Source organism: Pseudomonas sp. MDT1-17 (genome assembly GCF_054898105.1).
In genome coordinates, this window is the sequence record NZ_JBUBVM010000001.1 from 1,363,295 (window position 1) to 1,376,539 (window position 13,245).

The 13,245-nt window shown below is 57.4% G+C and carries 13 protein-coding genes; 6 read left to right on the plus strand and 7 right to left on the minus strand.

Features of this window, described 5'->3' with window-relative positions; translation table 11 throughout:
* Positions 1-6: 6 nt before the first annotated feature.
* From ACYZTX_RS06020 to ACYZTX_RS06030, 3 genes are all read right to left on the minus strand, one after another.
* A complete protein-coding gene (locus tag ACYZTX_RS06020; protein ID WP_283181760.1) occupies positions 7-294 on the minus strand; it encodes a HigA family addiction module antitoxin in 288 nt (95 codons plus the stop codon).
* A gap of 13 nt (positions 295-307) precedes the next feature.
* Positions 308-586, minus strand: coding sequence for a type II toxin-antitoxin system RelE/ParE family toxin (locus ACYZTX_RS06025; RefSeq protein ID WP_082555882.1), 279 nt, complete (start codon positions 584-586; stop codon positions 308-310).
* Between the two features lie 84 nt (positions 587-670).
* Positions 671-1,909 (minus strand): MFS transporter, encoded by a 1,239-nt coding sequence (locus tag ACYZTX_RS06030; protein WP_462033329.1) that lies wholly within the window; start codon positions 1,907-1,909, stop codon positions 671-673.
* Between the two features lie 361 nt (positions 1,910-2,270).
* Here ACYZTX_RS06030 and ACYZTX_RS06035 point away from each other — a divergent pair, with 361 nt between their 5' ends.
* From ACYZTX_RS06035 to ACYZTX_RS06045, 3 genes are read left to right on the plus strand one after another with little or no spacing between them, the layout of a single operon-like run.
* A complete protein-coding gene (locus ACYZTX_RS06035) occupies positions 2,271-3,710 on the plus strand; it encodes a cytochrome ubiquinol oxidase subunit I (protein WP_462033330.1) in 1,440 nt (479 codons plus the stop codon).
* Between the two features lie 3 nt (positions 3,711-3,713).
* The gene (gene cydB / locus ACYZTX_RS06040) at positions 3,714-4,721 is read left to right on the plus strand and encodes a cytochrome d ubiquinol oxidase subunit II (RefSeq protein ID WP_449645977.1); all 1,008 of its coding nucleotides are present in this window, start codon (positions 3,714-3,716) and stop codon (positions 4,719-4,721) included.
* A 54-nt stretch (positions 4,722-4,775) separates the two neighbouring features.
* Positions 4,776-4,946 carry a DUF2474 domain-containing protein gene (locus ACYZTX_RS06045; RefSeq protein WP_082555883.1) on the plus strand — a complete coding sequence of 57 codons (171 nt, stop codon included), beginning with the start codon at positions 4,776-4,778 and terminating at the stop codon, positions 4,944-4,946.
* A gap of 77 nt (positions 4,947-5,023) precedes the next feature.
* On the opposite strand, the gene ACYZTX_RS06050 is transcribed toward ACYZTX_RS06045, so the two are convergent.
* Positions 5,024-6,148 (minus strand): methyltransferase, encoded by a 1,125-nt coding sequence (locus tag ACYZTX_RS06050; protein ID WP_462033331.1) that lies wholly within the window; start codon positions 6,146-6,148, stop codon positions 5,024-5,026.
* Between the two features lie 177 nt (positions 6,149-6,325).
* Positions 6,326-7,057: a helix-turn-helix transcriptional regulator gene (locus tag ACYZTX_RS06055; RefSeq protein ID WP_462033332.1), complete on the minus strand. Its 732-nt coding sequence runs from the start codon at positions 7,055-7,057 to the stop codon at positions 6,326-6,328.
* A gap of 345 nt (positions 7,058-7,402) precedes the next feature.
* Here ACYZTX_RS06055 and ACYZTX_RS06060 point away from each other — a divergent pair, with 345 nt between their 5' ends.
* The gene (locus tag ACYZTX_RS06060) at positions 7,403-8,179 is read left to right on the plus strand and encodes a ferredoxin--NADP reductase (RefSeq protein ID WP_462033333.1); all 777 of its coding nucleotides are present in this window, start codon (positions 7,403-7,405) and stop codon (positions 8,177-8,179) included.
* 46 nt (positions 8,180-8,225) lie between these two features.
* Here ACYZTX_RS06060 and mscL read toward each other — a convergent pair whose 3' ends face one another.
* Complete coding sequence (mscL, locus tag ACYZTX_RS06065) at positions 8,226-8,639, minus strand: large-conductance mechanosensitive channel protein MscL (RefSeq protein ID WP_462033334.1); 414 nt, start codon at positions 8,637-8,639, stop codon at positions 8,226-8,228.
* A gap of 628 nt (positions 8,640-9,267) precedes the next feature.
* Here mscL and radA point away from each other — a divergent pair.
* Positions 9,268-10,635, plus strand: coding sequence for a DNA repair protein RadA (gene radA / locus ACYZTX_RS06070; protein WP_462033335.1), 1,368 nt, complete (start codon positions 9,268-9,270; stop codon positions 10,633-10,635).
* Positions 10,636-10,651: 16 nt separating this feature from the next.
* Here radA and ACYZTX_RS06075 read toward each other — a convergent pair whose 3' ends face one another.
* Positions 10,652-11,020: a PilZ domain-containing protein gene (locus ACYZTX_RS06075; RefSeq protein ID WP_462033336.1), complete on the minus strand. Its 369-nt coding sequence runs from the start codon at positions 11,018-11,020 to the stop codon at positions 10,652-10,654.
* 157 nt (positions 11,021-11,177) lie between these two features.
* Here ACYZTX_RS06075 and ACYZTX_RS06080 point away from each other — a divergent pair, with 157 nt between their 5' ends.
* Complete coding sequence (locus ACYZTX_RS06080; protein ID WP_462033337.1) at positions 11,178-13,244, plus strand: carbon starvation CstA family protein; 2,067 nt, start codon at positions 11,178-11,180, stop codon at positions 13,242-13,244.
* Position 13,245: the final 1 nt, after the last annotated feature.

The window sequence follows — 13,245 nt, forward strand, 5'->3', positions numbered from 1 at the left end:
ACAGTGTCAGGCGTGGACGGCAATGGGTTCGATGACCGGTTGCTCGCGCTGCTCCGCTTGCCAGAGATCGTAGTCGGTCTGAACGCCTAGCCACATTCTGGCCTTACCAATTCCAGCCCGCTCCAGGCGTACCGCCAAATCAGGACTGATCGGCGCGTGGCCATGCAGGACTCTCGATAGATGCGGGCGCGCAAATCTCAGGTGCCGGGCCAATTCTGTGACGCTGATGCCAAGTTCAGGCAATACATCCATCAAAAGGGTTTCACCAGGGTGTGGCGGGTTGTGCATGGGCATGTCCTGCCTCCTGTCAGTGGTAGTCCAGATAGTCGACCAGTTCGATATCTGAACCGATAAAACGAAAAATAACTCGCCAGTTCCCCGAAACGCTCAGTGACCAATATTCGGTCAGTTCTCCCTTGAGTGGGTGTAATCGCCATCCCGGAAGATCCAGGTCGCCAGGTAGCGTTGCGCGGTCCATGAACTGAAGCATTCGAGACAGACGCTTCGCATGATCTGCGCGGATCCCACGAGTCGAACCTGTTTCATAGAAGCCACGAAGGCCTTTGTGCTGAAAGGATTTGATCATGGAGCAAGTGTAAGGCGATACATTACACCTGTTGCACTATCTATGTATTGCACCTGCTCGGAAAAATTGTGATTGGCAACTGCTTCAAGCCTTCACTTCATCCACCGGCACATGCATGCGGTCTCGATTGGCCAGGGTCGGGAACAGTTTGATCCACGCCCCTGTCACCACCAAAGTGCCAATACCGCCCATGACCACTGCCGGCACCGTGCCGAACCAGTGGGCGGTCAAGCCGGATTCGAATTCACCCAACTGATTCGAAGCGCCAATGAACAAGCCATTCACGGCACTGACCCGGCCGCGCATTTCGTCCGGGGTTTCCAGTTGCACGAAGGAGGCGCGGATCACCATGCTGATCATGTCCGCCGCGCCCAACACCACCAACACCGCCAGGGAAAACCAGAACGAGGTCGACAGGCCGAACGCAATGGTCGCGACGCCAAATATACCCACAGCGGTGAACATGACCCGTCCGACGTTGCGTTCCACGGCAAATCTCGCCAGGTACAGCGACATCAGCAGCGCACCCACCGCCGGCGCTGAACGCAACAGGCCCAGGCCCCAAGGGCCGGTCAGCAGGATGTCCTTGGCGAACACTGGCAGCAACGCCGTCGCACCGCCGAGCAGGACGGCGAACAGATCCAGAGAAATTGCCCCGAGAATGTCCGGACGACTGCGAATGAAACGGATGCCCGCCAGCAAAGAATCCAGGGTTGCCTTGCCCTTGTTCAACGGTGTCTGCCGGGCCGGCAGGTTGAGCATCAGCATGCAGGCGATGAGGTAGAGGATCACCGTCGGGCCATAGACCCAGACGCTGCCGAAGGCGTAAAGCAAACCACCCAACGCCGGGGCGACGATGGTTGCTGATTGCTGTGCGGATTGGGCGGCGGCGACGGCGCGGGGAAACAGCGCGCTGGGCACGATGCTCGGCAGCAGGGCCTGAGTGGTCGGCATCTCGAAGGAGCGCGCGGCTCCAAGCAGGAACGCGAGGATGAAGATCATCTCCCGGGTGACATGGTCGGTCGCGCTGCCGATGGCCAGCGACAGGGTGATCAGCGCTTGCAGGGACTGGCAGATCGCCGCGACCTTGCGTCGGTCATAGCGGTCGGCGACATGCCCGGTGTGCAGCATGAACAGCACTCGCGGAGCGAACTCCACCAGACCGACCAGGCCCAGATCGAGCACATTGCCGGTCAGTTGGTAGAGGTTCCAGCCAATGGCCACCGTGAGCATCTGAAAACCGCTGGCGGTAAACACCCGAGCCAGCCAAAACGCGATAAATGGGCGGTGATGACGTAACAGCAAGGGCGCTTGGCTGGGCATCTCAGGGCAGGTCTTGAGCGAGGGGAGGGTCGAGATTATCACCAAGCTGTAACCAAAAGTTGCAGGTTCGGGAAATTTCGTTAGCTAGACACCGATATGCCTGGCCCGAATCAGTGAGGCAACCTGTCACGCGGCAAAAGACCACACCGTCCATCGTCAAAAATGGGACTACTCTTTTACCGTTGCTTGATCCAGATCAAGACCGTACGTTGAAATGATCCGGAGGCCAGTTGGCCAAACTCCCTACGTTGTGATGTTGGTAAAAAAAGAACGAATTCAAATTCGCCACACTCCATATCCGTGGGGGCAGTGGGTGTAGGCCACAAGCCTTCAGCCGGTATTACCTGACAGAGGAAGACTTATGTTCGGTTTGGAGGCTCTTGATCTCGCCCGGATGCAGTTCGCGTTCACCATCTCGTTCCACATCCTGTTCCCGGCCATCACCATTGGCTTGGCGAGTTACCTGGCGGTGCTCGAAGGTCTGTGGCTGAAAACCAACAACGATACGTACCGCGATCTGTACCATTTCTGGTCGAAGATCTTTGCCGTCAACTTCGGTATGGGCGTGGTCTCCGGGCTGGTCATGGCCTATCAGTTCGGCACCAACTGGAGCCGTTTCTCGGACTTCGCAGGTGCCGTGACCGGCCCGTTGTTGACCTATGAAGTGCTCACTGCTTTCTTCCTCGAAGCGGGTTTCCTCGGTGTCATGCTGTTTGGCTGGAACAAGGTTGGGCGCAATCTGCACTTCTTCGCCACGGTCATGGTGGCCATCGGCACACTGATTTCGACCTTCTGGATTCTCGCCTCCAACAGCTGGATGCAGACCCCGCAGGGCTACGAAATCGTCAATGGCCAGGTCATTCCAACTGACTGGCTGGCAGTGATCTTCAACCCGTCGTTCCCGTACCGTCTGCTGCATATGTCGACGGCAGCGTTCGTGGCGACCGCCTTCTTCGTCGGTTCCTCGGCGGCCTGGCATTTGCTGCGCGGCAAGGACAACCCGGCGATCCGCACCATGCTCTCGATGGCCATGTGGATGGCGTTGATCGTGGCGCCGATTCAGGCCGTCATCGGTGACTTCCACGGGCTGAATACGCTTGAGCATCAGCCGGCGAAAATCGCCGCGATTGAAGGCCACTGGGAAAACCATGGTGATGAACCGACCCCGCTGATCCTGTTCGGCTGGCCGGACATGAAAGAAGAGCGGACCAAGTTCGCGGTAGAGATTCCGTACCTGGGCAGCCTGATCCTCACGCACTCGCTGGACAAGCAGGTGCCGGCGCTCAAGGACTTCCCGCCTGAAGACCGGCCGAATTCAACCATTGTGTTCTGGTCGTTCCGGATCATGGTTGGTCTGGGTTTCCTGATGATTTTTACCGGTTTGTGGAGCCTGTGGCTGCGCAAACACGACAGGCTCTATACCTCGCGGCCGTTCCTGTACCTGGCGTTGTGGATGGGCCCGTCCGGCCTGATCGCGATCCTCGCCGGTTGGTTCACCACTGAAATCGGCCGTCAGCCGTGGGTGGTCTACGGCTTGATGCGCACGGCGGATGCGTCCTCCAATCACAGCTTCATGCAGATGAGCATCACGTTGATCATGTTTGTCGTGGTCTATTTCGCGCTGTTCGGTGCCGGTCTGGGCTACATGATGCGCCTGGTGCGCAAAGGGCCGAAGATCGACGAAGGCAAGGAAACGCCCGAGGGCGGTCCAGGCAAGAAACGCACACCGGCCCGGCCGCTGTCCGCCGCCGATGACAACGGTGACGGTGATCACAGCCCCAGCCTGACCAAGGAGATTTGACTCATGGGTATCGATCTTCCGCTGATCTGGGCCGTGATCATCATCTTCGGCATCATGATGTACGTGGTCATGGACGGCTTCGACCTGGGTATCGGGATTCTCTTCCCGTTCATCAAGGGCAAGACTGACCGTGACGTGATGATGAACACCGTCGCGCCGGTCTGGGACGGTAACGAAACCTGGCTGGTACTGGGTGGCGCAGCGTTGTTCGGTGCCTTCCCGCTGGCCTATTCGGTGGTGCTCTCGGCGTTGTACCTGCCGCTGATTTTCATGCTGATCGGGCTGATCTTCCGCGGCGTGGCTTTCGAGTTCCGCTTCAAGGCCAAGGACGACAAGCGCCATCTCTGGGACAAGGCGTTCATCGGTGGCTCAATCGCCGCTACCTTCTTCCAGGGCGTGGCGTTGGGGGCGTTCATCGATGGATTTCCAGTGGTCAACCGTCAGTTTGCCGGCGGCTCACTGGACTGGTTCACGCCGTTCACAATGTTCTGTGGCGCAGCGCTGGTGGTGGCTTACGCGCTGCTTGGCTGCACCTGGCTGATCATGAAGACCGAAGGCAAGTTGCAGGAGCAGATGCATGACCTGGCACGACCACTGGCCTTCGTGGTGCTGGCGGTGATCGGTATCGTCAGCATCTGGACTCCCCTGGCCCACGCCGACATCGCGTCTCGCTGGTTTACCCTGCCGAATCTGTTCTGGTTCCTGCCGGTGCCGATTCTGGTGCTGGTGACCATGTACGGCTTGATCCGCGCGGTGGCTCGCCATGCGAACTACACGCCGTTCCTGCTGACACTGGTGCTGATTTTCCTTGGCTACAGCGGTCTGGGCATCAGCCTGTGGCCCAACATCGTGCCGCCGTCGATCTCGATCTGGGACGCTGCCGCACCGCCGCAAAGTCAGGGCTTCATGCTGGTGGGCACGTTGTTCATCATCCCGTTCATCCTGGGTTACACCTTCTGGAGCTACTACGTGTTCCGCGGCAAGGTCACCCACGAAGATGGTTACCACTAGATCACGCGACAGCGGCGCAGTGCCGATACCTGCGCCCTTTCAGAGGAGATTGCGATGAAAGCGGGTAAACATTCCTTGCAGGAAATCGAAGCAGCAGAGAAAAAGCCGCTCTGGCAGCGACTCGGCTGGCTGGCGATGATCTGGACCGGCAGCGTCGTAGCGCTGTTCATCGTGGCCAGCCTGATGCGCATGTTCATGAATGCCGCGGGCCTGACGACCCACTGATTTTTTGACACCTGATCCCATTCCGTTGCCTTGCGGCACGGATTTACAACCCTCCCGATGGACGGTTTTTTTACCCGTCATTTGCGGGCTTTAAGGATCACGAACTTGGGTGTGGCCGCCACTTGCTCGACGCCGCGGAACAACCGCGCGAGCTTGCTGTGATAACCCAGATGACGGTTGCCGACGATGTACAGCGCACCCCCTACTACCAGAGCCTCTCGGGCCTGCTGGAACATGCGCCAGGCCAGGAAGTCGCCAACGACTTGTTGCTGGTGAAACGGTGGATTGCACAGCACCACGTCCAGGGACTGAGGTTCTTGACCCGCCAAACCATCGTCGGCACGTACCATCACTTCGCGGTCACCCAGTGCCGCGCGCCAGTTTTCGGCGGCCGATTGCACGGCCATGAACGACTCGTCCACCATCGTGTAATGGGCCTCAGGGTTTTGCAAAGCGCTGGCAATGGCCAGAACCCCGTTACCGCAACCGAGGTCGGCGACCCGCGCCGAGCCGAGGTTTTTTGGCAGGTGCGGTAAAAACGCTCGCGTGCCGATGTCCAGCCCTTCGCGGCAGAACACATTGGCGTGATTAAGCAGTTCGATCTCAGGTGTGTCGAGTCGATAACGGGTCGGGTAGGGGGACACGACGGGCGCTTTGACTTCAGCGGTCGCGATCAATAGCCGAGCTTTCTTCACCGCCAACGAGGCTTGCACCGGGCCGATGTAGCGTTCCAGCAGATCGCCCGCGGCTCGGGGTAAATGCTTGATCATCGCAGCAGCAATCACCTGAGCCCCCGGCGCGAGTTGTTCCTGCAAGCGAATCAATTGCTCTTCCAGCAAGGCGAGGGTTTTCGGCACCCGGATCAGTACCCGGTCAAAGGGGCCTGAAAAGGCTTCGCTGGCCGGTACGCTCGGCACCGTATCAAACGCCTGGCCGTTACGGATCAGATTTTTTTCCAGCCCCTGAAAGGCCAGGAACGAGTCACCGCTGCTGGTTACTTGAACCTTGCCCACCAGGCTGGCGGCCAATGCGCCAAAACTGTCGTTGAGCACCAAAACCCGAGTGCCGGCCGAGGGCTGTTGGTCAGCCAAATGATTGAGCAGGTATTCGTCTGCGGCATCAAACGCCTGCAGCGGTTCGTTCTGCTGGTCGGGCTGGCGGATCAGGTCGAGTCGGGCGAAGGGTGTTTCGAGCAAGGGCATGAGGCGGGGCTCTGGGTAATCAACAGGGGGCATCAACAGGTGTCCCGCGGCCCAGGGGGCGTTGTAGCGGGCGAGACCGTCCGAGTGTACTGCGTCGTGAAGGTTCACACGTCATCACTCAAGAAGGACCGCAAATGGTACGTTTTTTTCTTTTGGATTACTCGCAGGTTTTTTGCGTCAACGTATCGCACTGGTGTTGAGGAAGCCTTCCTTGGCGGCGGCGAGGACTGCCGAAATCTTGTTAATGACTCCCAGTTTCAGAATCGCGCTTTGCACATGAAAATTGACCGTGCGTGCGCTGAGATTGAGGATTCTGGCACTCTCATATGCAGTCTTGCCTTCAGCCGCCAGTTTCAATACGTCAAGTTCGCGGGGGGACAAATGCGGTGCGCAGGGCTTTGCAGCTTTCTTGGGCAGGGTCTGCGCGATCAACATATGCAGATGGTGCCCAATGAGCATTGCAAAACCGAGATTTTCATACAGCTCATATGGCGTTATCGGGCAATGGCTTCTCGCCAGGCTCAGAATGCTGCAATGACCGTTTTCCTCATCATGGAACGATTGTGACCAACCGTGCTGCAATCCTTGTTGCTCAAGCGCGTCCCACAACCACGGAACCTTGGTGAAAAGCGCTTCACTCCAAAGAATAGGTAGTCTTGAGTGATTGCAATGAGCTACTACTGGATCTATCTCCCCAAAGTTTTTTTGTTCATATTCAATGTTCCAGTCCGTGGGGAAGTTGTTGAGCTGGACCGTATTAAAATGGTCAGCTTTTGTTGGGTATCTTGTTGAAAAGGAGAAAAATTTAAACCCAATGTTTTTGGCGAAGCCAAGTGAAATCCTGTACGCGGTATCAATTTCCGTTGCACGCGATAATTGGTTGAGCTGTGATTCCTTCCACCTCACCATCTCGTCTCTCCATTTGTGGAATTACTTGGGGTGCATTTTTGGATCCAAAATACGACACGAACCGAGTGTAGGATAATTCCTACTGACACGTTCAGAATTTTTGGATTTGCTTACATTTTTTAAACAAGTATTTGGTTCTAACGTTTAGCGATACGGGCTTGGAAAGCGAGATGTCGGGCTTCCTATAATTGGCTTTGTAATTGTGAGTTAACTGAGCGGTTAGTATTAAATTGTTCTATGAAGTTATTGAAAATGAGCGTGCCTGGCTAAAGCCACTACAAATCATCGGTGTTTAAGCCAGCCACTTTGCAGGACACTGTGGCTATCTGTTAAATGGAGCGCCCCATGACCGCCAGTGCAGAAAAGTTCACTCGCCAGACCTTGCTCGACGTCCAGCCGTTGACCTCCAGTCTGTTCACCCTGCGGACCACCCGGGATCCGGGTTTTCGTTTTCGTGCCGGGCAATTCGCCCGGTTAGGTGTCACCAAAGCTGATGGCAGCACCGTATGGCGCGCCTATTCCATGGTGTCGTCGCCCTATGACGAATTCCTCGAATTCTTTTCTATTGTGGTGCCGGGGGGGGAGTTCACCTGCGAGCTGAGTCGGCTGGGCGTCGACGATACGTTGCTGGTCGAACGTCAGGCCTTTGGTTACCTGACGCTCGATCGTTTTGTCGATGGCCGTGATCTCTGGCTGTTATCCACAGGCACCGGTCTGGCGCCGTTTCTATCGATCCTGCAGGACTTCGAGGTTTGGGAGAAATTTGAACGAATTATCCTGGTCTACAGTGTGCGCGAAGCCCGGGAGCTGGCGTATCAGGAGCTCATCAGCGGGTTGGCGCAACGCGACTATTTAGCGGAGTTCGCGCACAAACTGCAGTTCATCACGACCGTCACTCGCGAGCAGCATCCTGGGGCCCTGAGTGGCCGGATTACGACGCTGATCGAAAATGGCGAGCTGGAGCGGGCGGCAGGTGTGGCGCTGACGGCCGAGCATTCGAGGGTCATGCTCTGCGGCAATCCTCAGATGATCGATGACACGCGTAAATTGCTCAAACAGCGCGACATGCACTTGAGCCTCAGTCGACGGCCCGGGCAAGTGGCGGTGGAAAACTACTGGTAAAAAAAACGGCACCTCAAGGGCGCCGTTTGTTGATTCACAAAAGCGTTCAGGGCCGATTGTTCTGGGCCTTGAGCAGATCGCGGATTTCTTCCAACAGCACCTCTTCTTTGGTCGGAACCGGCGGCAGCGTTGGCGCAACGGCCTCTTCGCGTTTCAGACGGTTGATGGCTTTGACGCCCATGAAGATCGCGAAGGCGACGATGATGAAGTCGATCAGGCTCTGGATGAATTTACCGTACGCCACCATTACCGCCGGGATATCGCCGTTGGCTGCCTTGAGCGTGATGGCCAGGTCACTGAAATCCACCCCTCCGATCAGCAGGCCGAGGGGTGGCATCACCACATCGCCGACAAACGATGAAACGATCTTGCCGAAGGCGGCGCCGATGATGATACCGACGGCCATGTCGACCACATTACCTTTGACCGCGAAGGCCTTGAACTCAGTTATCACGCCCATAAGTTATTTCCTTGGTACCGATGAGGTTGGTGAGCGCAGTGTAAATCAGCAAGATGCATCCTGCTCGACACTACTGCTCACAGAGCTTGCCTGCTACCGACCTTCTTGGCAGTAAAAAGTTTACAAAATGCCGAGCAGGCCGCTCTGGGCAGGGGGCGCCAACGAATTTCCCTATCGTGCGCAGGACATTCATGCTCAGCGCTAACTTGCCTCTGCTGAGCGGAGGAGATGATGATAAAGCGAGATAAAGTGAAGGCGGTCGCATCGCTGGGTTGATTCAAGGGCAATGTGCGTTATATGAAGTTTGCATAATGGATTGCAAGATATAAAACCCACGCCAAGAAGAAGTTGTCCGTGGCTATGCATATCATAAGGTCAACGTGTAAGTTGGATTGTACGTTCGGGTTTTAAATGGAAAAGATTTGTACAGGTTTTGATTTTTGTTTCATTTGGCGAGGCGCTTGATTGAATATATTGGGGCAGGAAGTTGTACAGGTTTTTATGATTAGTCCTGCGGTGAATGTATTCCAAGGGCTGAACAAGTTGCTACCGAAGATCCGCTGGGCGACTTCGCCGCGCTGATCCGCTCCAGCTGAGCTATCATCGCGTTTTTTTGCCGGGAGTTCAGATGGCCAAGGCCAAGCGCATGTACGGCTGCACCGAGTGTGGCTCAACCTTCCCCAAGTGGGCTGGCCAGTGCGGTGAGTGCGGGGCCTGGAATACCCTGACGGAAACCATGGTCGAGAGTGGCGGCGCCGCAGCTCCCAGCGGTCGCACCGGCTGGACCGGCCAGCAGGCTCAGATCAGGACCCTGGCCGAAGTCAGCGTCGAAGAAATTCCGCGTTTTTCCACGGCCTCCAGCGAACTCGATCGGGTGCTGGGCGGTGGTCTGGTAGACGGTTCGGTGGTGCTGATCGGCGGCGATCCGGGCATCGGCAAATCGACCATTCTGCTGCAAACCTTGTGCAACCTGGCTAAAAGCATGCCGGCGTTGTACGTCACCGGCGAAGAATCCCAACAGCAAGTGGCCATGCGCGCCCGCCGTCTCGGCTTGCCTCAGGATCAACTGCGGGTGATGACCGAAACCTGCATTGAAACCATCATCGCCACGGCCCGGCAGGAAAAACCCAAAGTGATGGTGATCGACTCGATCCAGACGATCTTCACCGAGCAGCTGCAATCGGCACCTGGCGGCGTGTCGCAGGTTCGGGAAAGTGCGGCGTTGCTGGTGCGCTATGCCAAGCAGAGCGGCACAGCGATTTTTCTGGTCGGCCACGTGACCAAAGAAGGTGCATTGGCGGGGCCGCGAGTGCTGGAGCACATGGTCGACACGGTTCTGTATTTCGAAGGCGAGTCCGATGGGCGCTTGCGTTTGTTGCGGGCGGTGAAAAACCGTTTCGGCGCCGTCAATGAACTGGGCGTGTTCGGAATGACCGACAAGGGCCTGAAAGAAGTCTCTAACCCTTCGGCGATTTTTCTCACTCGTGCTCAGGAAGAAGTGCCGGGCAGTGTGGTCATGGCGACGTGGGAAGGTACGCGACCGATGTTGGTGGAAGTCCAGGCGTTGGTGGATGACAGCCATCTCGCCAATCCACGTCGGGTAACGCTGGGTCTGGATCAGAATCGTCTGGCGATGTTGCTGGCGGTGCTGCACCGTCACGGCGGCATTCCGACCCACGATCAGGACGTATTCCTCAACGTGGTCGGCGGGGTCAAGGTGCTGGAAACGGCATCCGACCTGGCGCTGATGGCGGCGGTCATGTCCAGTTTGCGCAACCGGCCATTGCCCCATGATCTGCTGGTGTTCGGCGAAGTCGGGCTTTCCGGCGAGGTACGCCCAGTGCCAAGCGGTCAGGAACGCTTGAAAGAAGCCGCCAAACACGGCTTCAAGCGCGCCATCGTGCCCAAGGGCAATGCGCCGAAAGAGGCACCGCCGGGGTTGCAGATTATTGCCGTGACGCGTCTGGAACAGGCGTTGGACGCGTTGTTCGAGTAACGATGGCGGGCGTTGGTTAAATTTCGATCAGCGCCCCCAACTCCCGCTCCAGCTCCTGCGGGTCGCCCAGGTTGAACTCAATCAACCGCCGCAGGCGCTCGATGGATTCCAGACTGATGTGTTTGCAGACGAAGCCGAGCTGACCATGGTCATCGTGGGTCAACATCACATCCATCTTGATCTCGACCTCTTCGTTGAGATGAATATCGACCAGGAAATGCCAGTCCCGATTACCCAGCCACGGCTCGGGCTTTTCGACCAACAGTCCCTTCAGGGACAGATCGATCAACTTCACCGGCCAGATGAATTCCCCCTGGCTTAGCTCGGTTCGGGCATCGAACGCAATACGTTTGAAGCGGCGGCGATCGGCAAGGTGCTCGCTCATGGCGCAATCCTCTGAATGTCCGCTGACTATAGACCCGCATTGTCAAAGGCTGCCAGCAAAGTGATGGCGCAACCCATGTCGGGGTATGGCCTTTGCGGCCGTTAGCGCTAAACTCCGAACGGCTGTCTTTCTTGTCCTCCCTGGCTGGAATCATAAAATGAAAAACAATAATAGCCTGCTACGCCACTTACCCTGGCTGCTGCTGGCAATTGTAGGTGCGTGCGCCCTTGGTGTAGTGGCATTGCGCCGAGGCGAGGCGATCAACGCCTTGTGGATTGTGGTCGCTGCGGTGGCCATTTATCTGGTTGCCTATCGTTATTACAGTCTGTTCATCGCTAACAATGTGATGCAACTCGACCCGCGACGGGCCACCCCCGCCGTGCTTAACAATGACGGTCTGGACTACGTCCCCACCAACAAACACATCCTCTTCGGTCACCACTTCGCGGCCATCGCTGGCGCGGGGCCGCTGGTCGGTCCGGTATTGGCGGCGCAGATGGGCTATTTGCCCGGTACGCTGTGGCTGATTGCCGGTGTAGTGCTGGCCGGTGCCGTTCAGGACTTCATGGTCCTGTTCATGTCCACCCGCCGCAATGGTCGTTCACTCGGCGACATGGTCCGTGAGGAAATGGGCCGTATCCCTGGGACCATCGCGCTCTTTGGCTGCTTCCTGATCATGATCATCATCCTCGCGGTGTTGGCGCTGATCGTCGTGAAAGCCCTGGCTGAAAGCCCTTGGGGGATTTTCACGGTGATGGCGACCATCCCGATCGCGATGTTCATGGGCATCTACATGCGCTACATCCGTCCGGGCCGGATCGGTGAAATCTCGGTGATTGGCGTGTTGCTGTTGCTGGGTTCGATCTGGCTGGGCGGGCAAGTGGCTGCCGATCCGGTGTGGGCCAAAGCGTTCACCTTCACCGGCGTACAAATAACCTGGATGCTGATCGGCTACGGTTTTGTTGCCGCAGTGTTGCCGATCTGGCTGATTCTGGCACCGCGTGATTACCTGTCCACGTTTCTCAAAATCGGTACTATCGTGGCGTTGGCGATCGGCATCCTGATCACCATGCCTGACTTGAAAATGCCGGCTCTGACCCAGTTCATCGACGGCACCGGGCCGGTGTGGAAGGGCGGTCTGTTCCCATTCCTGTTTATTACCATCGCCTGTGGCGCGGTCTCGGGTTTTCACTCGCTGATTGCTTCGGGCACCACACCGAAAATGTTGGATAACGAAGTCAACGCCCGTTACATCGGTTACGGCGGCATGCTGATGGAATCCTTCGTCGCCATCATGGCCATGGTTGCCGCGTCGGTGATTGAGCCAGGCGTGTATTTCGCCATGAACAGCCCGGCGGCCATCGTCGGCAGTGACGTGGTTTCGGTCGCGCAGATGGTCAGCAGCTGGGGCTTTGCAATCACGCCGGAAGCGTTGCAGGCGGTGGCCAAGGACATCGGTGAAACCACCATCCTCGCCCGTGCCGGCGGTGCGCCGACCCTGGCGGTGGGTATCGCGCAGATCCTGCACAGTGTCCTGCCGGGTGAAAACACCATGGCGTTCTGGTACCACTTCGCGATCCTGTTCGAAGCGCTGTTCATCTTGACCGCGGTGGACGCCGGTACCCGTGCCGGCCGTTTCATGCTGCAGGACTTGCTTGGCGCCTTCGTGCCGGCGCTGAAGCGCACCGAATCCTGGACCGCCAACCTGATCGCGACTGCTGGTTGCGTGTCGATGTGGGGTTGGTTGCTGTACCAGGGTGTGATCGATCCGCTGGGTGGCATCAACACCTTGTGGCCGCTGTTCGGTATCTCCAACCAGATGCTGGCCGGTATCGCGCTGATGCTCGGCACCGTTGTGCTGATCAAAATGAAACGTCAACGCTACGTCTGGGTCACCATGCTGCCAGCGGTGTGGTTGCTGATCTGCACCACCACTGCCGGTTTCATCAAGCTGTTCGACGCCAACCCGGCGATCGGCTTCCTGTCGCTGGCCAAGAAGTACAGCGATGCGCTGGCCAACGGTCAGATCCTCGCCCCGGCCAAGGACATCACCCAAATGCAGCACGTGATCTTCAACGCCTACACCAACGCAACGCTGACCGCGCTGTTCCTGTTCGTGGTATTCAGTATCCTGTTCTTTGCGCTCAAGGTCGGTATCGCCGCCTGGGGCACCAAAGAACGTACGGATAAAGAAGCGCCATTCCAGGCTCTGCCGGATGCTTGAT

Coding starts and splice junctions, on each gene's coding strand:
- mscL (WP_462033334.1), bottom strand. CDS start 8,639: ATGGGCGTGATAACTGAGTTCAAGGCCTTCGCGGTCAAAGGTAATGTG.
- ACYZTX_RS06075 (WP_462033336.1), bottom strand. CDS start 11,020: ATGAGCGAGCACCTTGCCGATCGCCGCCGCTTCAAACGTATTGCGTTC.
- ACYZTX_RS06030 (WP_462033329.1), bottom strand. CDS start 1,909: ATGCCCAGCCAAGCGCCCTTGCTGTTACGTCATCACCGCCCATTTATC.
- ACYZTX_RS06060 (WP_462033333.1), top strand. CDS start 7,403: ATGACCGCCAGTGCAGAAAAGTTCACTCGCCAGACCTTGCTCGACGTC.
- ACYZTX_RS06020 (WP_283181760.1), bottom strand. CDS start 294: ATGCCCATGCACAACCCGCCACACCCTGGTGAAACCCTTTTGATGGAT.
- cydB (WP_449645977.1), top strand. CDS start 3,714: ATGGGTATCGATCTTCCGCTGATCTGGGCCGTGATCATCATCTTCGGC.
- ACYZTX_RS06080 (WP_462033337.1), top strand. CDS start 11,178: ATGAAAAACAATAATAGCCTGCTACGCCACTTACCCTGGCTGCTGCTG.
- radA (WP_462033335.1), top strand. CDS start 9,268: ATGGCCAAGGCCAAGCGCATGTACGGCTGCACCGAGTGTGGCTCAACC.
- ACYZTX_RS06025 (WP_082555882.1), bottom strand. CDS start 586: ATGATCAAATCCTTTCAGCACAAAGGCCTTCGTGGCTTCTATGAAACA.
- ACYZTX_RS06035 (WP_462033330.1), top strand. CDS start 2,271: ATGTTCGGTTTGGAGGCTCTTGATCTCGCCCGGATGCAGTTCGCGTTC.
- ACYZTX_RS06045 (WP_082555883.1), top strand. CDS start 4,776: ATGAAAGCGGGTAAACATTCCTTGCAGGAAATCGAAGCAGCAGAGAAA.
- ACYZTX_RS06055 (WP_462033332.1), bottom strand. CDS start 7,057: ATGGTGAGGTGGAAGGAATCACAGCTCAACCAATTATCGCGTGCAACG.
- ACYZTX_RS06050 (WP_462033331.1), bottom strand. CDS start 6,148: ATGCCCTTGCTCGAAACACCCTTCGCCCGACTCGACCTGATCCGCCAG.